The 23,438-nt window shown below is 64.4% G+C and carries 23 protein-coding genes and 1 pseudogene; 13 read left to right on the top strand and 11 right to left on the bottom strand.

Annotated elements, in window-relative coordinates; genetic code table 11:
• Nucleotides 1-113: 113 nt before the first annotated feature.
• Nucleotides 114-1,700, top strand: coding sequence for a glutamine-hydrolyzing GMP synthase (gene guaA, locus VGN62_RS14610; RefSeq protein ID WP_327455136.1), 1,587 nt, complete (start codon nucleotides 114-116; stop codon nucleotides 1,698-1,700).
• Nucleotides 1,701-1,993: 293 nt separating this feature from the next.
• Complete coding sequence (locus VGN62_RS14605) at nucleotides 1,994-3,322, top strand: tyrosine-type recombinase/integrase (protein WP_327455134.1); 1,329 nt, start codon at nucleotides 1,994-1,996, stop codon at nucleotides 3,320-3,322.
• Here VGN62_RS14605 and VGN62_RS14600 read toward each other — a convergent pair.
• Both VGN62_RS14600 and VGN62_RS14595 read right to left on the bottom strand, forming a co-directional pair.
• On the bottom strand, nucleotides 3,239-3,499 hold the full coding sequence (locus tag VGN62_RS14600; protein WP_327455132.1) for a helix-turn-helix transcriptional regulator: 261 nt from the start codon (nucleotides 3,497-3,499) through the stop codon (nucleotides 3,239-3,241). The two genes, VGN62_RS14605 and VGN62_RS14600, sit on opposite strands and share 84 nt — an antisense overlap.
• A gap of 166 nt (nucleotides 3,500-3,665) precedes the next feature.
• Nucleotides 3,666-4,034 carry a helix-turn-helix domain-containing protein gene (locus tag VGN62_RS14595; RefSeq protein WP_327455130.1) on the bottom strand — a complete coding sequence of 123 codons (369 nt, stop codon included), beginning with the start codon at nucleotides 4,032-4,034 and terminating at the stop codon, nucleotides 3,666-3,668.
• A gap of 621 nt (nucleotides 4,035-4,655) precedes the next feature.
• On the opposite strand from VGN62_RS14595, the gene VGN62_RS14590 reads away from it, so the two are divergent.
• The 6 genes from VGN62_RS14590 (at nucleotide 4,656) to VGN62_RS14565 (ending at nucleotide 8,597) form a co-directional block, all read left to right on the top strand.
• A complete protein-coding gene (locus VGN62_RS14590) occupies nucleotides 4,656-5,351 on the top strand; it encodes a DsbC family protein (RefSeq protein ID WP_327455601.1) in 696 nt (231 codons plus the stop codon).
• Nucleotides 5,352-5,535: 184 nt separating this feature from the next.
• Nucleotides 5,536-5,850, top strand: a complete 315-nt coding sequence (locus tag VGN62_RS14585) for a hypothetical protein (RefSeq protein WP_327455128.1) — start codon at nucleotides 5,536-5,538, stop codon at nucleotides 5,848-5,850.
• A 137-nt stretch (nucleotides 5,851-5,987) separates the two neighbouring features.
• Entirely contained in the window at nucleotides 5,988-6,254 is a 267-nt protein-coding gene (locus VGN62_RS14580) for a type IV conjugative transfer system protein TraL (RefSeq protein WP_054588706.1), read from the top strand.
• 9 nt (nucleotides 6,255-6,263) lie between these two features.
• Nucleotides 6,264-6,899 (top strand): TraE/TraK family type IV conjugative transfer system protein, encoded by a 636-nt coding sequence (locus tag VGN62_RS14575; RefSeq protein ID WP_327455126.1) that lies wholly within the window; start codon nucleotides 6,264-6,266, stop codon nucleotides 6,897-6,899.
• Nucleotides 6,883-7,647, top strand: coding sequence for a type-F conjugative transfer system secretin TraK (locus VGN62_RS14570; RefSeq protein ID WP_327455124.1), 765 nt, complete (start codon nucleotides 6,883-6,885; stop codon nucleotides 7,645-7,647). The genes VGN62_RS14575 and VGN62_RS14570 overlap by 17 nt, the downstream gene beginning before the upstream one ends.
• Nucleotides 7,644-8,597: a hypothetical protein gene (locus VGN62_RS14565; protein WP_414713286.1), complete on the top strand. Its 954-nt coding sequence runs from the start codon at nucleotides 7,644-7,646 to the stop codon at nucleotides 8,595-8,597. The genes VGN62_RS14570 and VGN62_RS14565 overlap by 4 nt, the downstream gene beginning before the upstream one ends.
• 110 nt (nucleotides 8,598-8,707) lie before the next feature.
• On the opposite strand, the pseudogene VGN62_RS14560 reads toward VGN62_RS14565, so the two are convergent.
• A pseudogene (locus VGN62_RS14560) lies at nucleotides 8,708-9,028 on the bottom strand (ATP-binding protein); the annotation flags it as partial.
• A gap of 270 nt (nucleotides 9,029-9,298) precedes the next feature.
• Between VGN62_RS14560 and traA the strand changes: the two are divergent.
• The 3 genes from traA to gntA all read left to right on the top strand — a co-directional run bounded on the left by traA (nucleotide 9,299) and on the right by gntA (nucleotide 13,536).
• Nucleotides 9,299-12,256 (top strand): Ti-type conjugative transfer relaxase TraA, encoded by a 2,958-nt coding sequence (gene traA, locus VGN62_RS14550; RefSeq protein WP_327455122.1) that lies wholly within the window; start codon nucleotides 9,299-9,301, stop codon nucleotides 12,254-12,256.
• A gap of 9 nt (nucleotides 12,257-12,265) precedes the next feature.
• On the top strand, nucleotides 12,266-12,727 hold the full coding sequence (locus VGN62_RS14545) for a hypothetical protein (RefSeq protein WP_327455120.1): 462 nt from the start codon (nucleotides 12,266-12,268) through the stop codon (nucleotides 12,725-12,727).
• Nucleotides 12,728-12,849: 122 nt separating this feature from the next.
• On the top strand, nucleotides 12,850-13,536 hold the full coding sequence (gene gntA / locus VGN62_RS14540; protein WP_327455118.1) for a guanitoxin biosynthesis heme-dependent pre-guanitoxin N-hydroxylase GntA: 687 nt from the start codon (nucleotides 12,850-12,852) through the stop codon (nucleotides 13,534-13,536).
• 16 nt (nucleotides 13,537-13,552) lie between these two features.
• On the opposite strand, the gene VGN62_RS14535 is transcribed toward gntA, so the two are convergent.
• Genes VGN62_RS14535 through VGN62_RS14525 form a run of 3 tightly spaced genes read right to left on the bottom strand, consistent with a single transcriptional unit; the run spans nucleotide 13,553 to nucleotide 16,947 of the window.
• Nucleotides 13,553-14,338: a cyanophycinase gene (locus tag VGN62_RS14535; protein WP_327455116.1), complete on the bottom strand. Its 786-nt coding sequence runs from the start codon at nucleotides 14,336-14,338 to the stop codon at nucleotides 13,553-13,555.
• Nucleotides 14,328-15,191 carry an isoaspartyl peptidase/L-asparaginase family protein gene (locus VGN62_RS14530; protein WP_327455114.1) on the bottom strand — a complete coding sequence of 288 codons (864 nt, stop codon included), beginning with the start codon at nucleotides 15,189-15,191 and terminating at the stop codon, nucleotides 14,328-14,330. The genes VGN62_RS14535 and VGN62_RS14530 overlap by 11 nt, the downstream gene beginning before the upstream one ends.
• Complete coding sequence (locus VGN62_RS14525) at nucleotides 15,184-16,947, bottom strand: cyanophycin synthetase family protein (protein WP_327455112.1); 1,764 nt, start codon at nucleotides 16,945-16,947, stop codon at nucleotides 15,184-15,186. Before VGN62_RS14525 ends, VGN62_RS14530 begins: the two co-directional genes overlap by 8 nt.
• Nucleotides 16,948-17,344: 397 nt before the next feature.
• On the opposite strand from VGN62_RS14525, the gene VGN62_RS14520 reads away from it, so the two are divergent.
• Nucleotides 17,345-19,693, top strand: a complete 2,349-nt coding sequence (locus VGN62_RS14520; protein ID WP_327455111.1) for a glycosyltransferase family 4 protein — start codon at nucleotides 17,345-17,347, stop codon at nucleotides 19,691-19,693.
• Nucleotides 19,647-20,954 (top strand): glycoside hydrolase family 130 protein, encoded by a 1,308-nt coding sequence (locus VGN62_RS14515; protein WP_327455109.1) that lies wholly within the window; start codon nucleotides 19,647-19,649, stop codon nucleotides 20,952-20,954. The genes VGN62_RS14520 and VGN62_RS14515 overlap by 47 nt, the downstream gene beginning before the upstream one ends.
• Nucleotides 20,955-20,964: 10 nt before the next feature.
• On the opposite strand, the gene VGN62_RS14510 is transcribed toward VGN62_RS14515, so the two are convergent.
• The 5 genes from VGN62_RS14510 to VGN62_RS14490 form a co-directional block, all read right to left on the bottom strand.
• Nucleotides 20,965-21,225 carry a DUF6894 family protein gene (locus VGN62_RS14510; protein ID WP_327455106.1) on the bottom strand — a complete coding sequence of 87 codons (261 nt, stop codon included), beginning with the start codon at nucleotides 21,223-21,225 and terminating at the stop codon, nucleotides 20,965-20,967.
• Between the two features lie 121 nt (nucleotides 21,226-21,346).
• Complete coding sequence (locus VGN62_RS14505; RefSeq protein WP_327455104.1) at nucleotides 21,347-21,925, bottom strand: hemerythrin domain-containing protein; 579 nt, start codon at nucleotides 21,923-21,925, stop codon at nucleotides 21,347-21,349.
• Between the two features lie 20 nt (nucleotides 21,926-21,945).
• On the bottom strand, nucleotides 21,946-22,701 hold the full coding sequence (locus VGN62_RS14500; protein ID WP_327455102.1) for an SDR family oxidoreductase: 756 nt from the start codon (nucleotides 22,699-22,701) through the stop codon (nucleotides 21,946-21,948).
• Nucleotides 22,698-23,024 (bottom strand): hypothetical protein, encoded by a 327-nt coding sequence (locus VGN62_RS14495; protein WP_327455100.1) that lies wholly within the window; start codon nucleotides 23,022-23,024, stop codon nucleotides 22,698-22,700. The genes VGN62_RS14500 and VGN62_RS14495 overlap by 4 nt, the downstream gene beginning before the upstream one ends.
• 10 nt (nucleotides 23,025-23,034) lie before the next feature.
• Nucleotides 23,035-23,325 (bottom strand): hypothetical protein, encoded by a 291-nt coding sequence (locus tag VGN62_RS14490; RefSeq protein WP_327455098.1) that lies wholly within the window; start codon nucleotides 23,323-23,325, stop codon nucleotides 23,035-23,037.
• Nucleotides 23,326-23,438 lie beyond the last annotated feature (113 nt).

The raw sequence follows: 23,438 nt of genomic DNA, 5'->3' as shown, positions 1-23,438 counted from the left end.
TCGCGTTCACTTATGTCGCAATTGTCGCAACAATGTGTCGGGGCCATCGCCGTTCGACGGGCAGCCGATATCGACCGCTGGACAGCATGGGCCTTCGCCCTTATCGGCCACCCATGCCGACTCCAGACTCTTCCGCTCCGCCCGAATCCATCCTGATCATCGACTTCGGATCGCAGGTGACGCAGCTCATCGCCCGCCGCGTCCGCGAAGCCGGCGTGTATAGCGAGATCGTCCCGTTCAGCGCCGCCGAAGCCGCGCTCGAACGGATGCAGCCGAAGGGCGTGATCCTGTCGGGTTCGCCCGCCTCGGTCCCCGCGACCGGCAGCCCGCGTGCGCCGCAATCGGTGTTCGACAGCGGCCTCCCCATCCTCGGCATCTGTTACGGCCAGCAGGTGATGAGCCAGCAGCTCGGCGGACAGGTCGAACCCGGCGGTGCCGATGGCGAGCGCGACGGCGAATTCGGCCGCGCCTTCCTGACCGTCACCGAACCCTGCGTGCTGTTCGACGGCCTATGGGAGGTCGGCGAGCGCCATCAGGTGTGGATGAGCCACGGCGACCGCGTGACGCAGTTCGCCCCGGGCTTTCGCATCGTCGCGATCAGCGACGGCGCCCCCTTCGCGCTGATCGCCGACGACGAGCGCCGCTATTATGGCACCCAGTTCCACCCCGAAGTCGTCCACACCCCCGACGGCGCCAAACTGATCGCCAATTTCGTCCGCCACGTCTGCGGCTGCAGCGGCGACTGGACGATGGCCGAGTTCCGCGCCACCAAGATTGCCGAAATCCGGGCGCAGGTCGGCGACCAGCGCGTGCTGTGCGGCCTGTCGGGCGGCGTCGACAGCGCGGTCGCCGCAGTGCTGATCCACGAGGCGATCGGCGAGCAGCTCACCTGCGTCTTCGTCGACCACGGCCTGCTGCGCATGAACGAACGCGAACAGGTCGAGCGCCTGTTCCGCGATCACTACAATATCCCGCTCGTCGTCGTCGACGCCGAGGAGCGTTTCATGAGCGGCCTCGCCGGCGTCACCGATCCCGAAAAGAAGCGCAAGTTCATCGGCGCCGAATTCATCAACGTCTTCGAGGAAGAGGCGAAGAAGATCGGCGGCGCCGATTTCCTCGCGCAGGGCACGCTCTACCCCGATGTCATCGAGAGCGTCAGCTTCACCGGCGGCCCGAGCGTGACGATCAAGAGCCACCACAATGTCGGCGGCCTTCCCGAGCGGATGAACATGAAGCTCGTCGAACCCTTGCGCGAGCTGTTCAAGGACGAGGTCCGCCTGCTCGGCAAGGAGCTCGGCCTCCCCGACATCTTCGTCGGCCGCCACCCCTTCCCCGGCCCCGGCCTCGCGATCCGCATCCCGGGCGAGGTCAGCAAGGACCGCTGCGATATCCTCCGCAAGGCCGACGCGGTCTATCTTGAGGAAATCCGCAATGCGGGGCTTTACGACGCAATCTGGCAGGCCTTCGCGGTGCTGCTGCCCGTCAAGACGGTAGGCGTGATGGGTGACGGGCGCACCTATGACCATGTCTGCGCGCTGCGCGCCGTGACGTCGACCGACGGCATGACCGCCGATATCTACCCGTTCGACGCCAGCTTCCTCAGCCGCTGCGCAACGCGCATCATCAACGAGGTGCAGGGCATCAACCGCGTGGTGTACGACTATACGTCGAAGCCGCCGGGCACGATCGAGTGGGAATGATTTGGGGCACCAAAAACGCCTTGATTAGCTCGCAACGCCTCCCCGTAACCAATTGATAAAATTTATTTTAGTTGTCGATAACATTCGACGACTATCGGTGGGTAGGCTTCCCATTTGTCGGCGCCGCTGACGGTGCCTGCTGCTCTTGTCACTTTTGAAAATCGTCGATACCGTCAGGGACACAACAGCCCCTGACGGTCTTTTTTTCCTCTAATAGTCGGAAAAGTGGTGCTTTTTCGAGCGGGAGAGCTGCGTTTTCGGGCTGACGGTGTTTTATTGTTGGAGGCCTAGCGATGCTCACTGATGCCGAGCTCAAACATTTGAAACCAAAAGAGAAACCTTATAAGGTGACGGACCGTGACGGCATGTACGTCCTCGTTTCCTGTGGTGGCGCCATCTCATTCCGTCTCGACTACCGGCTGAACGGACGTCGGGAGACCGTCACCTTCGGCCGATATGCTCCGTCGGGCCTTTCGTTGGCCCGGGCGCGCGAGAAATGTATCGACGCAAAACGCCTGATCGAAAGCGGCCAGTCTCCGGCACTCGAGAAGCAGCGGGCAAAGCGTCGGCTGAAGGAAGCAAAGAGCTTCGGGCAGTTCGGTGAGAAGTGGCTCACATCCGCGCCAATGGCGGACAGCACGCGAGCCATGCGGCGCTCCATCTTCGAACGCGAACTTCTGCCACTCTGGAAAAATCGTCTTCTGACCGAGATCACCCCTGGTGACCTTCGCGCGCACTGCCTCAAGATCGTAGATAGGGGTGCGCCAGCCACAGCCATACACGTGCGCGACATCGTCAAGCAAATTTACGGCTTCGCGAAACTTCACGGTGAGAAGGTCGCCAACCCCGCCGATGAGGTTGGACCGGCGTCGATCGCTACTTTTGTTCCGAAGGATCGCTCGCTTTCACCGTCCGAGATCCGCGTCCTCTTCAAAGTTATCGAACGCGTGCCGACCTTGCCGACTATCCGGCTCGGCATGAAATTCTTCCTCCAGTCGATGGTGAGAAAGAGCGAGCTGCAGGACGCGGTCTGGGATGAAGTCGACTTCGAGAACGCGGTCTGGTCAATTCCAGCAGAGCGAATGAAGCGGTCGAGGCCCCACAATGTCTATCTCTCCACGCAGATGCTCGACATCCTGATTGCGCTCAAGACCTGCGCCGGCAGCTCGAGATATCTGCTCCCGTCGCGCTATGATGCGGATGCTCCCATGTCGCGTGCGACGTTCAACCGGGTTACATATTCGGTGGTGGAGCAGGCAGAGAAGGACGGGCTGCCCCTAGCTGCGTTCACCGTACATGATCTCCGCAGGACGGGTTCAACCCTCCTGAATGAACTGGGATTCAATAGCGACTGGGTCGAGAAGTGCCTCGCCCATGAAGACGGCCGCTCCTCGCGCGGTGTCTACAACAAGGCGGAATATGAGCAGCGGCGCCGACACATGATGCAGGAATGGTCGAATTGCATCGATGCCTGGATCGCGGGTCAGCGCTACGCCCCCGTTGTCGTCCCGCCGACTTGCCTTTGCTCGAACTCGATCCTAGCCTTTGACCGGGCGGGTGCGCCTGTCGCGCACATCGACATGCTGGGCCCGTGCGATCGGCCGCGCCCGGCGATCGGCTAGCCAGGCTTCTACCTCGGCGAGGTTCCAGACCACCGTCCTTGGCGACAACGCGTAGCGACGCGGGAACTCACCGCGCCGCTCCATCTCGAAGATCGTACTATCCGCGAGCGGCACCATCTCCTTAAGCTGGTGGCGCCGGATGGTCCGGGTATAGTCGACAGGGTCGCCCTTGGGCATTGGTACGTCTCGCATTCTGCCTGGTTTTGGAGGTCCGGCGCCCAGAAGGTGACCGGCCGCATTTGGGCCGCAGACACGCGAGCGTCCACACTGTTCCCATGAACTGCCCGAGCATGCGCATGATGGGTCGTTACGGAAGTTTTCGAACGAATAGTTTGTATCGATCTCATGATCGAAGCTCAGCCATCCGTCGACCGATCATCGCAAGGCATCGCCGTTCGATATCGGCGAGATCTGCAACGGAAAAATTGATCGGAAGCTGGCGTCCATAGGATCGATAGAGCAAAGGAATAAAGATATAGGTCGGTGCCATCTGCAAGGCGCTGGCACAGCGTAGGTGGTCGTCGAATTTGACTACCGGATTGCCCGCCTCAATCTCACGGAGCCAGCGGATGCTGATGTTCGCCTTTGGCGCGAACTGGCGCTGCGTCATACGCCGGCGCCGACGTTCATCCTCGATCCGGCGCCCAGAGATTTCCTTGAGTTCATCAAGTATCCTGTTGTCAGAACTCTCCATGAATTTGGGAAATGACATTCGCGCCTCCGATTGGACCCACAGCTCGCGGAAATGTGCGACTGTCGGCGCACGGCCGCAACGCAAGACGCTTTCAACCTGAAACAGTTATTCGGTTTTTCCATTGGCTTACGGTTACTTCGACTTGTTCGGTTGTCCGGAATTACCGGGAAATCCCGGCTCGTCAGCTCAAGCAACTAGCCAAACGCGAGCACTACAATACCCCGATGGGGCACGGCCGTGCCCCTCGCCTTGTTCCGCGCCGATCCAACCTTCATCCGTCCGGCATCAGGTCCGACGAAGAGCCGATCCTATTGGCTCGACCGGTTGCCAGTCCAGGCAATCAAAGTGGACGCCCAACGCCAAGGAGGACTCATGCTCAGGGATCGTACCAATACCCACTCGTTGCCATCAAATTGGCAGGAGTTGCGCCGCCCCCTGCTACAGCCGCTCAGCCACGATGTCAGCGGCACCGCACGCGACCACCCAAGTTGTTGTGAGCATCTGTCCGGATGGGGTGGGACCCGAGATTCGTTAAGTAGCTCCTCCAACTTTCGGAATCGCAACGGTATATCGCAGTGCGCCAACATCCTGCTTGCCGCAGCCGCTTTAACTGTAACGCCGCCGAGCCAAGCGCGGAGCATCGATAACAAAGCTGTGCTCGCGGCGGCAGCTGCCGAAGCCGAGCGTAATCTGCGCCAAAGCTTCACCAATCTCCAATTCGAGGATTTCGAGCCGTCACCGGTTCGTGGGCCGATATACCAGATGAGCGCCGGCGGCCGCATCATATACTACGCGCCCGATAGCGAGCACCTGCTGTTCGCGTCGATCTTCGACAAGAACGGCGTCAACCTGACTGCGCTGGCGCAGGAAGTCGGAGCTGCAAAAAGGCTGAAGGCAGTCGACACTGCCCTTGCCTTCACCGTCGGTCCCGAAAACGCGCCGACAGTCATCGAGTTCACCGATCCCGATTGTCCTTATTGCCGAGCGCTCGACCGCTATTGGGCGGCCAAGGCCGCAGAGGGCAAGCCGGTCCGCCGCCTGATCTTCTTCGTCAGCGGCATCCACCCGGAGGCAGCCGCGAAGGCGGAGCATATTCTCTGCTCGACCGACAAAGCGGTGGCTTTCAAGACCATCTACACCGGTGCGGCGCCGGCCATGCTGCGAACATGCACCGAGGGCCGAGCAAAGGTCGAAGCTCATGCGCGGATCGTCGGTTCGGCCGGGATCACCGGGACGCCGACGCTGATCGCCGGCGGCAAGCTGATCTCCGGCTTTCAGCAGGCCGAGATCGAAACGTTCCTCTCGTCAGCGAAGAGCGCCCATGCACCCCGCTGACTCCCTTCTCTTCATGGCGGACGCCCGGACGCGGGGAGCATCGTCGCTCTCCGCCCGAGCGCACCGGAATGCCGGCGGCGGCGCCCCCATCGGGCCGTCCAGCGCTGCCGTCGGCCGACAGCGATTGCCATCGATGCCGGCAGGCAAGTCAGCGGACAGCCCGACTTTTGAGAAAGCAGGTAATATGGTCAAAAATCTCCGCAAGAATGCGCTCTCGGTCGTCAACATCGGCATTCCCGTGCTGCTGTTGTCGATCATCGCGGCGAGCGCGCACGCCTTCACCGCGCCGGTCGCGGGCGACCTCGGCTACGACATCTACGACATCGTCGTGAACCAGGGCGTCAAGGGCCCGCTCGGCTTCGTCGGCGGCGTCGCGGCCTTCCTGTTCGGCGTGTCGCGGCTGTTCTCAAACATCATGATCGGCATTCCGACGATCGTGGCGGCGGTCTGCCTGATCAAGGCGGACTCGATCCTCCAGACCTTCGGGATGGTGATCTGACGGCATCGGATTGCGGACGAGCGGTTCGGTTCCTTCGCTCGCTCGCAATCCGGTAACCGGGAGGACAACGCTCCCGGAAAAGACCCTGTGTTTGGCGTCTGCGGACACGGGGTTGTGAAGCAGGAGGAGAAGGGTCGATGGACGAACGCCTGCCCCAATATCTGCACAAGCCGGTCCAGATCCTCTGGTTCGGATCGGACGAGTTCGTGCTGGTGGTCACGACCATCTTCGTCGCCGTCATCGTCGGCGGACTGGTCGGCTGGGCGTTTATCGCGGCCCTTCTCCTTTTCCTGCCGTGGAAGCGCGCACAGCCGCGCGGCTTCCTCGCGCATCTCGCATGGCGCTGGGGAATGCTCCGGTTTCGCCATTACCCGGGTCCGACCCAGACCCGCTTCTATGAATGAGGGCGGCTCATGTTTTCAAGAAATCGAAAGGTCGCTCCCGTCGATCTTCTGGTCGGCAAGCCCGCCAGCTTCGGCATCCATCGCTATGTCCAGGGCTCATCGAATTTGTTCGAGGAGAACCGGCTGCTCAAGTTCGCAATCGTCGGCCTGTTCGGCATCACAGCGGTACTCGGCGCGGTGATCTACAGCTCGGACCAAAAGCAGCGCACGGTGCTCGTGCCGTTCGGGGCGGGCGGCGACCTCTATGTGACGGGCTCGAAGCCGTCGGCGGCGTACATCCGCACGATCACGCGCAACATCGTCGCGCTCGCGGGGACCTATTCGGCTTATTCGGCAGACCGGCAATTCCAGGAACTGCTCTCGATCGTCCACCCGTCGGCGTACAACAGCATGCGCGACGGCCTGAACGGCATATTGGACGAACTTGCCGGCAATCCGACACTGTCGATCGCAACCTATATTCGTCCCGATCAGCCGGTTCAGTGGACCGATCGCGATATCCTCGTTCCCGTCGAGAAGGTCCGCGTGATCGGCGGCGTCATCCGCAAGTTCCGCGGCAATCTTCGCATTCGCTATGCCGTCGAGAACGGCCGCTTCTGGCTGGTTTCGCTCACCGAGGAGAGTTTCGATGCACAAGCTCGCTAGGGCGAGTGCGGCGCTGGTCGGCGCCGCGTTGCTGCTGCCCGCTTCCGCTTTCGCGCAGGCGATTACCGCCCTGCCCGATCAGACCAGCACGGTCCGGCTCTCGAACCGCGACGTCAATCATATCGTCTGCGTCGGCGGCGAGATCGAGGACGTCAAATTCTCGGCCGAGAAAGCGATCGCTGTAGAGCGCGCGGGTTCGGACGCCTGGATCAAGTTCCTCGTCAAGGAAATGGACGATATGGGGGCGGTCACCCGCACCTATGTGACGACTCCGAGCGAATTCTTCATTTCGTGCAACGGCGCGATCTATCCGATCTATGCGGAGCCTTCGGACATTCCCGCGCAGACGGTGACGTTGGTTCCCGGGCGGCCGCAGCGGGCGCGCGCTAACGAGGACCTGCTTGGGCCGCTGGTCGAGGAGGAGCGGGCGATCTCGATCAGCCTCGCGATGCTGCAGGATCGTGTGCCGGCGAGCTTCGCCGAAGTCGCGCCGCGCGCCGGGATCATCACGGTCCAAGCCGTGCCGTCGGCGACATTGATCGAGCGACGCAGGCTCGAGATCGAGGGATCGGGCCTCTCGGCCTCGGAGTACCGCCTCACCAGCGACAGCGATGCGACTTTGGAAGAACGGCAGTTCCTCGATCGCGGTCTGGGCGCTGACATATTCGCGGTCACGCTTGACCGGCTCAGCCTGAAGGCGGGCGAAAGTGTCCGGCTGATCGTCATCCGCCGCGGAGACGGACAATGACCGGCGGCCCCGAACCAGAAACGCTCGATCTCGGCGAGGTCGGCCAGCCGCTGCTGCCCGAATCTCCGCGCCCTGAGCGCGGCCCTGCATTGCTCGCCCTCAAGGAACGCTGGGCCACGCTGAGCTCGAAACAGAAGCTGCGCGCCAAACAATTCGGCGTCGCTGGTGTTGTCGCGCTGCTCGGGACAGGCCTTTATACCGCGAGCACAGGCGGAAGCGACGACAAGCCCGAAGCACCGACGGCGACCAAGCTCGACATGGGCGCGGGGCTGCGTGGCGACAGCCTCGAGGTGAAGCTCCGCGGCGATCTTCAGAAGATCCTCGATGGGCAGTCGCTGCTTGGCGAGCGCGTCGCCGCGATAGAGGAGGGCAAGGTCATCCCGGGAAGCAAACCTGCGTCGGCGCCCGACGGCGATCCGGGATTGCCTCCTGCCCTGTCCGGCGCCATTCCCGACTATCCTCCGGCGCCCGGCGAAGCCGAGGGGATGGCGGGTGAGATTCCGGCTCCGCCGATGCCTCCGTCTGCGCCCCCTGCCCCGCCCGCGCCGCCGGTCGAGAAAACCATCGGCGCGATCGGTGCGGCCGTAACGGCGCCCGGCGTGATCGCGGCCGCCGATGGGAAGGGCGTGCCTGCAGGCGCTAAAAAAAAGACCCGGACGATCTATTTGCCGCCTGGTTTCATGAAGGCGCGGCTGCTGACCGGGATCGACGCGCTCGCGAGCCGCGATGCGACCTCGAACCCCGAGCCGCTGATTGCCCGCGTCCAGGCGCCCGCGGTCCTGCCAAATGACGTGAAAGCCAATCTCTCAGGCTGCTTCGTCATCGGCAATGCAACGGGCAGTCTCGCAAAGGAGCGCGTCGAGGTTCAGCTTGTCTCGCTCTCCTGTGTCAAACGGCGTTCAAAAGGGACCCCCGATCGGCGTCGAAGAGGGACCCCTTTTCGGATATGATGTTGGTTTGTTGAAGATGGCCTTGCGCTGCGTGCGGCGGAGGGCGGGCGTAGCCCGACCGGAGGCGCGCGCAGCGCAAGATAGATTTTTGAAGGCGCCGAAGGTGGCTGTCAGCTGCGGTTTTTGAAGCGCCAGCTGTCGTTGCCCGTCTCGACGATATCGCAGTGGTGGGTGACGCGGTCGAGCAGCGCCGTGGTCATCTTGGGATCGCCGAACACGGTCGGCCATTCGCCGAAGGCGAGGTTCGTGGTGATGATGACGCTGGTCCGCTCATAAAGCTTGCTGATGAGGTGGAACAGCAACTGCCCTCCCGAGCGGGCGAACGGCAGATAACCGAGCTCGTCGAGCACGATCAGGTCGAGCCGCGACAGCTGCGCCGCCAGGGTCCCGCCTTTGCCGATCCGGGTCTCCTCTTCGAGGCGTGTCACCAACCAGCTCCCCGAGCTGGCCTTGCTTCCTTGACTTCAGCGCTTTCGCCTTGTCGGTAAGCGCTTGGAGTTCGGCATCGAAATCACGCGGTTTCCGCATCGTCTGTCCTTTCCATGAAATGGGGTCGGACGATCCAGCTATGTCACGTTTCGCTGGCGCGCAAGCGGCTGAAATCTCATGCGACTTTGTGATCCCGAGCGCGATGAAATCGTGTGAGGGCGCGCTTATACGTCGTGCCGACGTGCTCGTTTTGCCCTAAATGGATAGCCCTCATGGCGCTCTATCATTTCTCGGCAAAAGTCATCTCCCGCGCTGTCGGTAGCAGCGCGGTCGCCGCCGCGGCCTATCGTTCGGCCGATCGGCTGCACGATGAGCGACTCGGTCGTAGCCATGACTTCTCGAACAAGGTCGGCGTTGTCCACAGCGAGGTGCTGCTCCCCGAAGGGGCGGACGAACGCTGGCTGGACCGCGAAAAGCTCTGGAATGATGTCGAGGCAGCCGAGCTTCGCAAGGACGCGCAGCTGGCGCGCGAGATCGAATTCGCCATCCCGCGCGAAATGAGCGAGCAGCAGGGCATTGGGCTCGCTCGTGACTTCGTGGCTCGCGAGTTCGTCGATCGCGGCATGATTGCCGACCTCAACGTACACTGGGACATCGGTGGCGATGGGCTCGCGAGGCCGCACGCGCACGTCATGTTGACGATGCGCGAGATCCGCATCGGCGAAGACGGCCGTGCGCAATTTGGCGCGAAGGTGCGCGACTGGAACCGCACCGAGCTTTTAACCCATTGGCGCGAGGCTTGGGCCGAGCATGTCAACGAACGCCTCGCGGCTCTCGACATCGACGCGCGTGTCGATCACCGCACCTTAGAAGCGCAGGGCATCGATCTTGAGCCGCAGCACAAGATCGGCCCCGCTGCGTCACGCATGGCGGCCGAAGGGCTGGAAGCCGATCGTCATGGCGAGCATCTCGAGATCGCGCGATCGAATGGCGAGAAGATCATCGCCAATCCCGCCATCGCGCTCGACGCGATCACGCACCGCCAGGCGACATTCACGAACCGGGACCTCGCCATGTTCGTGCATCGCCACAGCGACGGCAAAGAGCAGTTCGACGCGGTGATGGGCGCGTTAAAAGCATCGCCCGACTTAGTTGCTCTGGGGCTGGACGGGCGCGGTGAGGAACGGTTCACCTCTTGCAGCATGATCGACACCGAACAGCGCCTCGAACGTGCGACGGCGACGCTCGACGCGCGGCGTCATCATGGCGTTGCCGATCATCATCGCGAGCGGGCGCTCGTGCTTGCCGCCGAACGGGGTCTGGACCTCTCGGTCGAACAGCGCGGCGCGCTCGAACATATCACCGACGCGCGCGGTATCAGCAATGTCATTGGGTACGCCGGGACGGGGAAGAGCGCGATGCTCGGTGTCGCACGCGAGGCGTGGGAGGCGGCCGGCTATCAAGTGCAGGGTGCCGCGCTGTCGGGCATTGCAGCCGAGGGGCTTGAACAGGGCTCGGGCATCGGCTCACGCACACTTGCGAGCCTTGAACATCAATGGGCCAATAATCGCGATGGGGTGACCGACAAACATATTCTCGTGATCGACGAGGCCGGCATGGTTGGTACGCGCCAGCTCGAACGCGTCGTGTCCGAAGCCGAAAGGCAGGGCGCGAAGGTTGTCCTTGTCGGTGACCCGCAGCAACTCCAGGCGATCGAGGCCGGCGCTGCGTTCCGGTCCGTCGCCGAACGCCACGGCGCCGTCGAGATTATGGACATCCGGCGGCAGCAGGAGGAGTGGCATCGCGAGGCGACGCGCGAGCTTGCCACCGGGCGCACCGGCGAGGCGATCGGGCGCTATGCGGACGCGGGTTTCGTACATGCCGCGGAGACGCGCGAGGCCGCGCGTGCCGAGCTTGTCGACTCCTGGGAACGCGATCGGCAGCATTATCCGGATGCCAGCCGGATTATCCTGACCCACACCAATGACGAGGTGCGCGCTCTCAACGAAGAAGTGCGCGATCGCCTGAAGGCGAGCGGTGCGCTCGGCAATGAGGTTGTGGTCACCATCGAGCGCGGCGAGCGCGGGTTCGCCGAGGGAGATCGCGTCATGTTCCTGCAGAATGAGCGCGGTATGGGCGTCAAGAACGGCTCGCTCGGCACCGTACAGAATGTCGACCGGATGCGCATGGCGGTGATGCTCGACGACGGGCGCAGCATCGCCTTCGACCTGAAGGATTACGCCCATGTCGAGCACGGCTATGCCGCGACAATACACAAGGCGCAGGGCATGACCGTCGACCGGGTGCAGGTGCTCGCGACGCCGGGGGTAGACAGCCACTCGACTTACGTCGCGCTGTCCAGGCATCGCGAGCAGGTGAACCTATATTATGGCCGCGACGATTTTGCGAGCCAATCGAAGCTGGTCCGCGCCGCATCGCGCGAGCGCGGCAAGGACATGGCGAGCGACTACCGCGTGCAGGAATCTGCAAAGAGGGTAGAGTCCAAACGATCGATGTTCGACGGGCTCAAGCTCACTGTCTCGCGCGCGGCGCTCGAAGAGCCGACGCCTGCATTGCGACGCTCACCCCATCTTTCCGAGGTGAAGATCCGTGGCCGCAGCCTCCATCCCGCACCGGCGCGCTCGCCGATCGAAAAGGCGGTCGAACGTTTTGCGCGCGTGACCAAGGAGATCGTCGATGTTCGGCGCGCCGGCGGCAAGGAACTGCCGCATGAAATCGACGCCTATCGGAAGGCGCGAACCGAGCTCGATGCGTTGCGCCCCGGCGGCGCAAACGATCTGCGCGAGGCGTTCGGGAAAAGTTACCACCTGACGAAGGACGCCGCAGAGGGACGAACCACGGGCGCGATCGCGGCGATGGACCGACAGGAAGCGGAGCGCGCAGCCGATCGCGCGACGCATGATCGTGCGCGGCTGGCCGTTCAGGCGAAACAGCTTACCGCCGAGACCGAGAAGCGCGCCGAACTGTTTATCGCCTCGTGGAAGCAGAAGAGCGCCATGGTCCGCGACGCACCGACCTTTGCCGCGCGCGACGAAGCGCGCGCCAGTCTATCCGACATGGCGAAAAGCCTCCATCGCGATCCGCAGCTCGAGTCGCTGCTCCGGGATCGGCGCATCGAACTGGGCCTGAAATCTCGTGCGACGGGAAATTTGTCTCATGATCTCCAGCAATGGCTCGGCCGCTCGCGGGGAATCGGGATATCGATGTAGGCGGATGCCATGACAGAAGAACCGCTCCGCTCGCCCACGCCCTCCGCCAATGCCGCCGATGCTTTCGATGAGTTGCGCAGGGAAGTGTCTCTCCTGCATGCGGCGATTGAAGGGCTCACGGCAGCGAAGGACAAACTTCCCGACTACTCGCCCACGCTTCGCAAAATCGAGGCGCGTCTCGAGTGCATCGATCGACATGTTGAAAGCATCAACGACAAACCGGCGATGCGCCTAACGCCGCTCACCCTTGCCGCCGAAAGCTATGAGGCATCGCGATCCTTCGGTGCCGAGGATCGCAAATCCGTCGGCGAAGCCCGAGAATCACTCGCACGGTCACTTGGGCTTGTGGAAGGCATGATCAAGCAGCGCCGATCGACCGAAGAACAGGACTGGTGGGTGACTTGGGCGGCCACCGGCGGATTGCTATTGGGAATTTTCTTTGCGCTCATCAGTGTTGCCATTGTGACGTAGGATTAATTTCCGCGCCCGCGGCATACAGAGCGTCGAATCGAGCGCAAGCGCGGCGACGGCGAAATCGACGCAACCCAGGTTAACTTGCTGCAACCGCTGTAAGAGGGGGCGGTTTCAGCAGCATGATACCGCCAACCGATGACAGTTCCCATCCTCTGGCTCAACGCTTCCAGGACTTTATCCGTTCTGCGGATTTCCCATGTGTTGGAGCGAAGTCTGCGCTAGCGAGGCGCCAAATCCGCTTCGTCGTCGCCCGCGATATGCGCTCGGCTTGGGACGATCTGCGCATCTTCCCCAATCTCCTGGATCTCGCCTGGAGCTACGCGAAGTCGCCGAGCCTCTTCCATTCGCTCGTGGTGATCTTCGAGGAGGATGGCGGCCTCGACGAGGAAGGGTTCGAGGCATGCCTTTGGGAGCGCCTCGACTCGCTGAGCCAGAAAGACGACTGGGCAGGCCAGCCGCCCGATCCACGTGTCAGCCACAGCCCCGAAGACCCACATTTTTCGCTGAGCTTCGGCGGCGAGGCTTTTTTCGTCGTCGGTCTTCATCCGCGAGCGAGCCGTCCTGCTCGCCGCTTCGAACGCCCTGCGCTGGTTTTCAATCTCCACGATCAGTTCGAGAAACTGCGCGAGAGCGACGTCTACGAGACGATGCGCGGTAAGATCATCGCGCGCGACATCGCCTTGGCTGGTAGCGTGAACCCTATGCTCGCTCGTCACGGCGACGTGTCGGAGGCCCGGCAATATTCGGGGCGGGCGGTCGGACCCGATTGGCGTTGTCCCTTCTCCGGGCGCAGCACGACGCCCTGAGCGCTTCGGCGCCGCCTCAAAAGGGGCGGTGCTGCGCCAAGTCGAAACAGTCTCCCTCGCCAAGCGCATGGAGCGTCGCGCCGTGAAGCGACACGATGTCGTCGGGCTTCGCGCCCTTCGCATTGCTACGGCTCGCGCGCGACGCGTCGAGGATCGTGACGCCGCCGCTTCCGATCACGCGCGCGGTGCCAGCCTCGATCCGGAGCGCGGTGTCCTCGTCAATCCCGATCCCGAGACAGTCCGGACGACGGTTGACCGCGCCGAGAAGCCGCCCAATGCGGCCGCGCTCCGCGAAATGCTGATCGATGATGCAAGCGGGGATAAGGGCAAATCCCGGCGCCAGTTCGATGTCGCCGAGGCGCGGTGTCTCTTCGCCGCTTCCGCCGACGAGCATCGTCTCTCCTTGCGCCGACGCACCTGCCGAGGTCCCCGCGACAAGCCCCCCGCGCTGGTGGAGCGCACGAATGGCCGCCGCAATAGGGGTATCTTCGGTTAGCTTCATGAGGCGCGATTGATCGCCGCCAGTGAAGAAGATGCCGTCGGCCTGGTCGATCATACGGGCGCGCGCTGGTTCCCAGGCTTGCTCCCGATCGTCGAGATAAAGCTCGACGATCCGGCCGATCCCTAGCGGCGCAAAGCCCTCGCAATAGGTCTCGAAATATCCATCACGCTTCGCGCTGGCGATGGTCGCAATGACGAGCGTGCCTTCGCCCAGCTCCGCAGCGATTGCGCCGAGGATCTTGCGGCTGCCTTCCTTGTCTTCATGGCCGCCGATCACGAATAGAGGGCCGCTATTGGGCATGCTGGTCCTTCCAGACGATGGCGGAAACCGCGTCCATTCCCTCACGCGCATAGGCGGCGGCGAAATGCGGACTGTTGTGGGCGATGCCGAGCGCGCCGTCGCGGTCGAGGAGAATGACGCCCGCCTCGGCTCCAAGGCGCGCCATCGGCTCGGAGATTGTTGCCGCCGCCGAACTGGCATTCTTGGTCTCGAGCGCGCGCATGACCCGCGCGGCAAGCAGCGTTCGTGCGATCGCCTCGCCGTCGCCCGAAAGCGACACCGCTCCGATGCCGTCCTCGGCGTAGAAGCCGCAGCCGGGCAGCGGTGCGTCACCTACTCGGCCGGTGAGCGTGCCCGCCAGTCCCCCGGTCGATGTGGCTGCGGCAACATGTCCCTCGCGGTCGCGCGCTACGCAGCCGACGGTATCATGATCGCTTCCATTGTGCGTCGCCGGGCGAATGCCCTCCTTGCATTCGGCGATGCCCCTCGCTGTTGCGAACGCCTCGGCGCCGGCGCCAACGAGGAGGACGGGCGGCTCGCGAAGCATGGCATGCGCCGCTTCGACGGGGTTGTAGAGGAAACGCACGCACGCGACGGCGCCGACGTCGAGCGTTGCGCCATCCATGATGCCCGCGTCCATCTCGACCTCGCCATCGGCATTCGCCACCGACCCACGGCCGGCGTTAAACAGCGGATCGTCCTCGAGAAGGCAGACCGCCGTCTTGACCGCCTCGAGCGCTCCGCCGCCACGCTCCAATATCGATCTGCCGGCCTCCAGCGCCGCTGCGCATCCCTCGCGGCGCGGCACCTGCAACGCGGCAGGGATCCGGCACGCTCCGCCATGGACCGCGATTGACCAGCGGCCGTCAGCCATTCGCCGCCTGCAGCAATCGCACGTCCTCGGGGCCGGGGTCGGCCGCCCAAGCTTCGACCAGTCTCCATATGCCATCGACGTCGGTCGGGGTCAGCACGACGATGTCCCCGGGCCGCGCGGCCGCGAGGCACGCCGCCGCCGCGTCATACTCGCCGTCGTACAGGCCGATCGCCGCCGCATCGAGGCCAGCCGCGAGGGCGCCCTGGCGCATCAGGGCATTGGCTTCGCCGGGCGGACGTCCCCTGAGGTCGACATTCTCGCGTAGCATCAGCACATCGAACATCCGGCCCGAAAGGGCGCCGATATCGACGAGATCGCAATCGCGCCGGTCGCCCGGGATGCCGATCATTCCGATTACCCGGGCATTGCGCTCGCCGCGCATCGAGGCGAGCAGGTCGGCGAGTGCGGTGAGCGCGGCGCGGTTGTGGGCATAATCGACGACGATGCGCACGCCGTGCGCCTCGGTAAGGCTGAGGCGCCCCGGCGAATCCTCGAAGCTCGGACGAAAGGATGCCAAGCCGGCGGCGATCGTGCCCGGAGCAATTCCATAGGCCGCTGCCATCGCGGCGGCTGCAGCGGCATTTTCGATATTGAACCGGGCAGCGCCGTCCAGCGTCGCGGGTATATTGGCGGCGGGGATGAGGACGGCCTCATGACCGAGGCCGCGGCGCGGATCATCATTCACCGCCTCGATCAGCCTGGAGATGCTGCTCCTGCCGTCGCCGGTCACATGCGCGGCGACGCGCTCGGCCACCGCGACCACCGCGTTGCCGACGACGAGAATGCGGTGATCGGTCCCGATGAGCTGGCGCTCGACGATGACGCGCGGCGCGATGCCTTGCGCTCGTTCGAAGGCATCTCGGAGCGCGCCATCGTCGGCGACACCAGTGGTGACGCCGCGGCCCTGATTGCCGTCGAGCGGTTTGACGACGACCGGCCAGCCGAGTTTTGCGGCGGCGCGCTCCGCCTCCGGCGCCGTCCGCACGAGTTCGCCGGCCGGTACCGGGGTGCCGATGCTTGCGAGCATTTCCTTCGCCGCCTGCTTGTTGGCGGCGAGTTCGGCTCCGATCAGCGACGTCGCGCCGGTCACGCTCGCGCGAATGCGGCGCTGGCGCTGACCGGTGCCGAGCTGGATGAGGCTTGCCCTATCTAGTCGGAACACCGGGATATGCCGGCGCCGCGCTTCGGCGACGAGCGCGGCGGTACTGGGTCCGAGCCCGTTCTTGCGGACGAGCGCTCGAAGCGCGCTCACCCTCGCTTCGATATCGGTCGCAGCGCCATCCAGCGCGGGCGCGACGCGGTCGAGTCCTGCCGTGCCCTGCATCGCGCTCGGCAGAAGCGCGTCCACCAGTTCGATCGCCGCGCGCCCGGCGGCAAGACCGCTCGGCGCATCGGCATAGCAATAGAGAATGTCATATTGGCCCGGCTTGCCGCGAACCTTGCGCGTCTTGCCTCTGGTGACCGCTGACCCGGCCTTCGTCTGCAGTTCGATCGCGACATGCTCGATGATATGTCCGAGCCAGGTTCCCTCGGCGAGCCGGCGCAAGAAACCGCCGGGCTCGCCATAGCTGCAGCCATGGTCCGCGAGACCGGGGAGCAGGGATCGCAAGGCTTCGCCAAGTCCGGGGAGACGATCGCTGGGATATTGGTCGAGTATCCCGAGGTCGACGCGGATGCGGATCATCGGACGACGGCTGTAAAGGTTGGGGCCGCCATAGACGGAGCGTTCGAGCACCCGCAGCGGAGCGGTGGTCAACGCGCCGGCCTTGCGCAGCGCAGCGACCGCAGGCTCCGGACATCGAACACGGTTCGGACGGCAGTACGGGAGGAGTTGCGGCCGGAAAGCGGAAGGCCGGAGAGGAAGAGGGGGGCGGGCGGCATGCTTGTCCTTGGGTCTGATCCTGCTGCTGCCAACGCCAGCGGCTGGCGCCCGGTTGCGCGGGTTAACCTGGATCATGGCGATTGTTTCCAAGGGGCCGGCAACCGCGCCCGTGGGGACGCGTTGGGTAGGCAGGCGATACGCATCTCCTCCCAGACCGGACGCGCCCTTCGGGCGCGACGGTTTACCTGATCGACCAGTCTCGCAGGGAATGAAGGAAGGTCGGTGCGCGCGCCTGTTCTTCATTCGGGGGGACCGGACAGAAGGCACGACAATGAAATTCGACAGCGAGACCAGCTTCCTCACCGCATTCGATAATGAAGAAGGCCGCCATAGCGGCCCCATCGACGGGATCGCCGCACGCGTCCGGCGCCTCGCGCTGATCGGCTGCTTCCGCCCGCGCCAGTGCGGGATCGCGACCTTCACCGCCGACACTTACGACCAGCTGAAAGCCGCGCGCCCCGACATGGCGATCGACGTCTATGCCATGGCGGCGCGGGCGGGCGATGCGAGCGACGCCGCCGCCGCCCGCGGGATCGAGGAGCGCGACGCCGACGGTTACCGCGCCGCAGCCGAGGCGATCAATGCGAGCGGCGCCGACGCCGTCTGGCTCCAGCATGAATTCGGCATCTTCGGCGGACCGGCGGGCGATATGGTGCTCGGCCTCGTCGACCGGGTGGCGCCGCCGCTGATCGTCACCTTTCACACCATCCTCGCCGAGCCGAATGCCGACCAGCGGCGCGTGATGGAGCATCTCGTCGCGAAGGCGGCGAAGCTCGTCGTGATGAGCGACTTCGGCCGCGAGACGCTGATCGGCGTCTATGGCGCGAAGGCAGAACGCATCGAGCTGATCGAACATGGCACCCCCGACCGGGCCTTTGCCGACTGCTCGCCGCTTCGTGAGCGGCTGGGCCTTGCGGACCGTCCGGTCGTCTCGACCTTCGGTCTCCTTGGCCCCGGCAAAGGTCTCGAAGCCGCGATCCGTGCGCTGCCCGCCATCGCCGCGCAATATCCCGACATCCTCTATCGTATCGTCGGCGCGACCCACCCCAACCTCGTCGCGGCCGAAGGCGAGGCCTATCGGCAGAGCTTGGCCGATCTTGCAGAGGAACTCGGCGTCGCTGACAACATCGCCTGGGAAAACCGCTTCCTCGACCTGCCCGAACTTCTCGAACAGATCGAGCTTTGCGACATTTATCTCGCGCCCTATCCGAACCTCGCACAGATTACCTCGGGCACGCTCGCCTATGCCGTGGCGCTCGGCCGCGCGGTCGTCTCGACGCCCTTCGTCCATGCGCGCGAGCTGCTCGCCGACGATGTCGGTATCCTCCTGGGCGGCGCCGACAGCGATGCGATCGCCGAGGCCGTGTTGCTCCTGCTCGCGCACCCGGACGAGCGGCGCGCGCTGCAAGAGCGCGCCTATGCGCGCGGCCGGCTGACCGCTTGGCCGGCGATCGCGGCGCGCTTCGCATCGCTGATCGAAGAGGTGGCGGCGGCACCGGCGCGGCGCGAACCGCGGCGGATGTTTCCCTCCTTCGCCGCGATCCGCGCGCTCTCGGACGATGTCGGCATATTGCAGCATGGGGCGGGGCTCATCCCCGACCGGAATCATGGCTATTGCATCGACGACAATGCGCGCGCGCTGATGCTCGTCAATGCGAGCCCCTCGCTCGGCGAGGAAGAATATGGCCTCCTTTTCGCGCGCTACGCCGCCTTCCTTCACCATGGCTGGAATGCCGATCGCGGGCGCTTTCGCAACTTCATGGGCTATGACCGGCGCTGGCTTGAGGACGAAGGCTCCGAAGACAGCAATGGACGCACCCTCTGGGCGCTGGGTCATGGCGCGGCCCACGCGCGCTCGCCCGAACTCCGCGCCTGGTGCGCGGGATTATTTGCGCGCACGGCACCGCTCGCGGCGGGGCTCAAGAGCCCGCGAGCGATCGGCTTCGCGCTGCTTGGAGCCGACGAGCTGCTGACGCGCGAGGCGGACCATGCCGAGGCGCTTGCGATCGTCGAGCGCGGCGGCGCCTTCCTGCACGCGCTCTGGCGAAGCGCGCGGCGAAGCGATTGGGACTGGTTCGAGCCGGTGCTCGCCTATGACAATGCGCGGCTTGCCGAGGCGCTCCTGCGCGCGGGCCGGCGGCTGGACTCCGTTCCGATGGAAGAGGCCGGCATCGCGGCGCTCGATTGGCTCTGCGATATCCAGACTAGCAGCGAGGGGCATTTCCGCCCGATGGGCTGCGAGGGCTTCGGCGCCGAGGGCGAGCTGTTCCCCTTCGATCAGCAGCCGCTCGAAGCCTGGGCGACGATCGATGCCGCCGCCACCGCTTACCGGTTGACGGGCAAACTGCGCTGGCATGACCGCGCCGAGCGAGCCTATGGCTGGTTTCTCGGCGCGAACGACCGCGGCGCGGTGATCGCAAGCTCGGCGACGGGCCGCTGCTGCGACGGGCTGACCCGTCACGGGGTCAATTCGAATGTCGGAGCGGAGTCCGCGCTGGCTTTTCACCTTGCGCACCGCGCGATGGCCGATACATTCTGGACGCGGGGGACAGCGAAGGACACCAGCGCGAGCGATGTTGATCTGCAATCCCAACCACACGCCGCTGCACATTCTTCATGAGAAGCTCGCCGCCGACCCCGCGCGGGTCGTGCTTCGGCCTTTCCACCTCGCCTGGCAGTCCAATGTCTCCGAACCCTCGCGCGCGGCGCAGCTCGCCGGCGACATATTGGCGATGGACGAGGAGGAGGCCGAGGCGCAGCTCGGCCTCGTGTGGAAGGATTTCTCCGAGCGCCACTGGCAGATCGGGCGTATCTTCGACGAACGCTTCGCCGAGGTGGCCGAAGATCTGGAGCTCGATCCGGCGGGTGTCTCGCCCGTCAAGCGGCGGCTGATCGGCGCCTATTTTTGCCACGAATATAGCTATGCCGCCGCGGCGCTCATGAACCCGAGCGTCGTTCCGCATCCCGACCAGAGCGGGCTGGCCGCCGACCAGCAGCGCTTCCTCATGTCGATGCGCGCGGTGGGCGAGGGGCATATCAGCTCGGTCGCGTTCCGCGAGGGAATCATCGGCGAGGGCGGCGACTTCACGCTGTGGCCGCAGTCGGGACCCGCGATGGCGGCGGTCGCCGACGACCGCCACCGGCTCGGCGAAGACGGGAAGGTGAACGTGCACCGCCAGCCCGACAGCGCGATCTCGAACAGCGTTCTCTTTCCGATGACCGAGGCGCAGCGCGGCGGCATCGAGGATCTGCGGCTCGTGCCTTTCGTGCACGACGACGGCCGCACCGAATATATCGGCACCTATACGGCCTATTCGGGGCAGGCGATCCGCTCGGAACTGCTGCGCACGACGGATTTCTCGGGCTTCTCGCTCGAGCCGCTTTCGGGCCGCGCGGCGCGCCACAAGGGCATGGCGCTGTTTCCGCGCAAGGTCGGCGGCCGCTATCTCATGATCGCACGGCAGGACGGAAAGAACATCACGATCATCGCGTCGGACAGTCTCACCGACTGGGACGATGAGGGACAGATCCTCATGCGTCCGGCCTTTGCGTGGGAGCTGGTCCAGATGGGCAATTGCGGCAGCCCGATCGAATGCGACGAAGGCTGGATCCTCCTCACCCACGGCGTCGGCGCAATGCGCAAATACAGCCTTGGCGCGGCCTTGCTCGACCGCGACGATCCGACGAAGCTCATCGCGCGCACCGAATGCCCGATCCTCTCGGCCGCCGAGAGCGACCGTGAAGGTTATGTGCCGAATGTCGTCTATACCTGCGGCGCGATGCGAGTCGGCGGCGACCTGTTCATTCCTTACGGAATTTCGGACAGCGCGATCGGCTTTGCGACGACGCCGATCGAGCGGCTGCTCGCGAGCATGAGTTAGAAGCCTTCGGCTATTTCGGGGGCTCGGGACGCTCGGTTTTCCGCCGGGCGTCGACCGAGGCAATCAGCACGGCGCAGCAAAGGCAACCATCCTCGTCGGTCACCTCGATGCGGAGCGTATCGACGTCGTTGATGAGTTCGGGATTGTCGCCGAGCAGGTGGCCGGCGTAGCGCGCCGCCTCGACCCGCGCCGCGGCCGTATCGGGAAGATCGACGCCTTCATCGTCGAGCTCGCGCTGCCCGCTGCTGCTGTGGAAATAATAACGGGGCATCCAACTTCTCCCACCTTCGGCAACTCACAAGTCTGCCTGGGGTTTCGATCCGGCCACCGCCCCTTCGTCACTGCACCACGACACATGGCGATCGGGCGGGCCTCACGCCCGCCTATGCCGTTCAGGCTGCAGCAAATCCAGCCTTGTTCATCACCGCGGTCACATGTTTGTTGCCGTCGTCGCCGAGTGCCGCCTTGAGGCGGGGGAAAAGGCGCTGCTCCTCTTCCTCGACATGCGCTTCGATCTCGCCGCGAAATTCGCGGACCTTGGCCATCCAGGCGGGATCGGCGGCGTCCATTTCCGAAAGGTCGAACAGATATTGTTTCACATAGCCATGATCGTGGACGAGCTTGTCGGCATCCTCGATCTGGCCATGATCGCGCATCGCCGGATAGACGACATTCTCTTCTTCGAAAGCATGTTTCGCGAGCGCGTGCTGGAGCTGGACGAGCAGCGCCTTGCGCTTGCGCACGTCATTATCGTCGGTCGCTTCGAGTGCGTCGAAAAGCTTCAGCGTCAACCGGTGTTCCGCCTTGAGGCCCTCGTCCCATTGTCCCTTGAGTGCGGTAAGGCTCTGTACCGCGGCCTTACGGCCGAAGTTGGCGAAGAGGCCGACCGCAAATCCCGCCGCGGCCGCACCGAAGAGGAGGGCCGGATTGTCGAGCGGCGTGCGTCCGTTCGCGAAAATGTTGAGGGACATGGGGGAGGCTCCTTCGAAGGTCAGGGATGGTCGAGCCGCGTCTCGACGCGGATGAGCGATACCGCGGTGCGCCGCGGCTGGACGAGCATGAAGTGGGCGGCGACCGCGATATCCTCGGCACGCAGCATCTGATGCTTGCCGATCAATTCCTTCTGCTTGTCGGGCGGGAATTCGGGATATTGGAAGTCGGCGCCGGTGAAGCCCGGCTCGATCAGCCCGACCTTGATATCCTGCTCGGCCAGCTCCTTGCGAAACGACTGGACGAAGCCCTGGATGCCGCTCTTCGCCGCGACATAGATCGAGCTGCCCGGCCCGCGCGAAACCGCCGTCATCGATCCGATGACGATGATGTCGCTACCCGGCGACATGCAGCGCGCCGCTTCCTGGGCGCAGATGAGATAAGCGGTGAAATCGGTCTCGAGCTGGTAGCGCGTCTCGCTTTCGCCCGCATCGGCGAGCGCCGCTGCGGGAACGGCGGCGTTGATCACGGCAATATCGATGTCGCCAAGATAGTCCCTGGCCGCCTCGAAAAACCGGTCGACGTCTTCCGCTACCGACAGATCGACATTGATACCGTCGCCTTCGCCCACTTCGCGGATGCGCTGGAGCGCATCGCCCAGATGCTCGGGGGTACGGCCGCAGATGAATACTCTCACCCCATAGCTTGCCAGCAGGACTGCGATCGCGCGGCCGATCCCGGTCGTCCCGCCGGTGATGATCGCGCGCCGGCCCTTGATGTCGGGAGCCTCGGTATGCGCGTCGGCTTCGTCGATCATGGCACTTCCTCTGTAGACGCGGAGATGGGATCGTCGCTCGTTCTCGCCGCCGACGCGGCGACGATCCAGTAGGGATTGTCCTCGTCGGCCTTCAGCAGACTGCAGAGCGGCATGCCGTCGACGAAGAGGCGCGCAGTGCGGCCTGCCGCTTCTGCGGCTGCGATTTCAAGCGCACTGGCGGGACTGTCCGCCTCGAAAAGCAGGCGCTTCTCGAGGCCGATATCGTCCTCGTCATAGTGGAGCGCGAGCGTGGGTTTGCCCGGGGGCGCTGGGCTGGCGTCCGACGTCATCGCGGATAGTTGATCAGGGAGGCGAGCGCTCATTGTCCCCGCCTCAATAGTGGCCCGGCGGATCGCTGCTCGGAAAGGATTCGTCGGCGGCCTGGTCGACGCGGTCCCATTCGCGCCGGACTTCGTCGCGCATGCCCTCCGGCCCCGCCGAGCGGGTCTGGTCGAAATTCTCGGGATGCGTCTCGCCGTCGGCGAAGGCGGCCGAATGGCCGTCGTCCTTGGTGTCGGTCGGCGCCGGCTTGCGCGTGAACCAGAAGAGCGCGCCGAGGACGCCGATGCCGAGCAGCTTACCGAAGCCTGAAGAGCGCCGGGGCGCCGTCATTGTGTGCGACATGGTCTGTCTCCATCTTGTGAGAAAATCGGGAAGTCTGAAAGGGCAACGGGGGGGCGGCTCCAAAGTTGCCGCCGCGCCCGCGCCGATTAACAAATGTTGCGCTCTTTGTGCCC

Origin of the sequence: Sphingopyxis sp., from assembly GCF_035998905.1 — a bacterium.
Lineage (GTDB): Bacteria > Pseudomonadota > Alphaproteobacteria > Sphingomonadales > Sphingomonadaceae > Sphingopyxis.
This window is presented reverse-complemented; position numbering and strand designations above follow the sequence as displayed.

What these genes read in the sequence shown, in the direction of transcription:
- guaA (WP_327455136.1), top strand. Translation starts at nt 114, where the DNA reads ATGCCGACTCCAGACTCTTCCGCTCCGCCCGAATCCATCCTGATCATC.
- VGN62_RS14605 (WP_327455134.1), top strand. Translation starts at nt 1,994, where the DNA reads ATGCTCACTGATGCCGAGCTCAAACATTTGAAACCAAAAGAGAAACCT.
- VGN62_RS14600 (WP_327455132.1), bottom strand. Translation starts at nt 3,499, where the DNA reads ATGCCCAAGGGCGACCCTGTCGACTATACCCGGACCATCCGGCGCCAC.
- VGN62_RS14595 (WP_327455130.1), bottom strand. Translation starts at nt 4,034, where the DNA reads ATGTCATTTCCCAAATTCATGGAGAGTTCTGACAACAGGATACTTGAT.
- VGN62_RS14585 (WP_327455128.1), top strand. Translation starts at nt 5,536, where the DNA reads ATGGTCAAAAATCTCCGCAAGAATGCGCTCTCGGTCGTCAACATCGGC.
- VGN62_RS14580 (WP_054588706.1), top strand. Translation starts at nt 5,988, where the DNA reads ATGGACGAACGCCTGCCCCAATATCTGCACAAGCCGGTCCAGATCCTC.
- VGN62_RS14575 (WP_327455126.1), top strand. Translation starts at nt 6,264, where the DNA reads ATGTTTTCAAGAAATCGAAAGGTCGCTCCCGTCGATCTTCTGGTCGGC.
- VGN62_RS14570 (WP_327455124.1), top strand. Translation starts at nt 6,883, where the DNA reads ATGCACAAGCTCGCTAGGGCGAGTGCGGCGCTGGTCGGCGCCGCGTTG.
- VGN62_RS14565 (WP_414713286.1), top strand. Translation starts at nt 7,644, where the DNA reads ATGACCGGCGGCCCCGAACCAGAAACGCTCGATCTCGGCGAGGTCGGC.
- traA (WP_327455122.1), top strand. Translation starts at nt 9,299, where the DNA reads ATGGCGCTCTATCATTTCTCGGCAAAAGTCATCTCCCGCGCTGTCGGT.
- VGN62_RS14545 (WP_327455120.1), top strand. Translation starts at nt 12,266, where the DNA reads ATGACAGAAGAACCGCTCCGCTCGCCCACGCCCTCCGCCAATGCCGCC.
- gntA (WP_327455118.1), top strand. Translation starts at nt 12,850, where the DNA reads ATGATACCGCCAACCGATGACAGTTCCCATCCTCTGGCTCAACGCTTC.
- VGN62_RS14535 (WP_327455116.1), bottom strand. Translation starts at nt 14,338, where the DNA reads ATGCCCAATAGCGGCCCTCTATTCGTGATCGGCGGCCATGAAGACAAG.
- VGN62_RS14530 (WP_327455114.1), bottom strand. Translation starts at nt 15,191, where the DNA reads ATGGCTGACGGCCGCTGGTCAATCGCGGTCCATGGCGGAGCGTGCCGG.
- VGN62_RS14520 (WP_327455111.1), top strand. Translation starts at nt 17,345, where the DNA reads ATGAAATTCGACAGCGAGACCAGCTTCCTCACCGCATTCGATAATGAA.
- VGN62_RS14515 (WP_327455109.1), top strand. Translation starts at nt 19,647, where the DNA reads ATGTTGATCTGCAATCCCAACCACACGCCGCTGCACATTCTTCATGAG.
- VGN62_RS14510 (WP_327455106.1), bottom strand. Translation starts at nt 21,225, where the DNA reads ATGCCCCGTTATTATTTCCACAGCAGCAGCGGGCAGCGCGAGCTCGAC.
- VGN62_RS14505 (WP_327455104.1), bottom strand. Translation starts at nt 21,925, where the DNA reads ATGTCCCTCAACATTTTCGCGAACGGACGCACGCCGCTCGACAATCCG.
- VGN62_RS14500 (WP_327455102.1), bottom strand. Translation starts at nt 22,701, where the DNA reads ATGATCGACGAAGCCGACGCGCATACCGAGGCTCCCGACATCAAGGGC.
- VGN62_RS14495 (WP_327455100.1), bottom strand. Translation starts at nt 23,024, where the DNA reads ATGAGCGCTCGCCTCCCTGATCAACTATCCGCGATGACGTCGGACGCC.
- VGN62_RS14490 (WP_327455098.1), bottom strand. Translation starts at nt 23,325, where the DNA reads ATGTCGCACACAATGACGGCGCCCCGGCGCTCTTCAGGCTTCGGTAAG.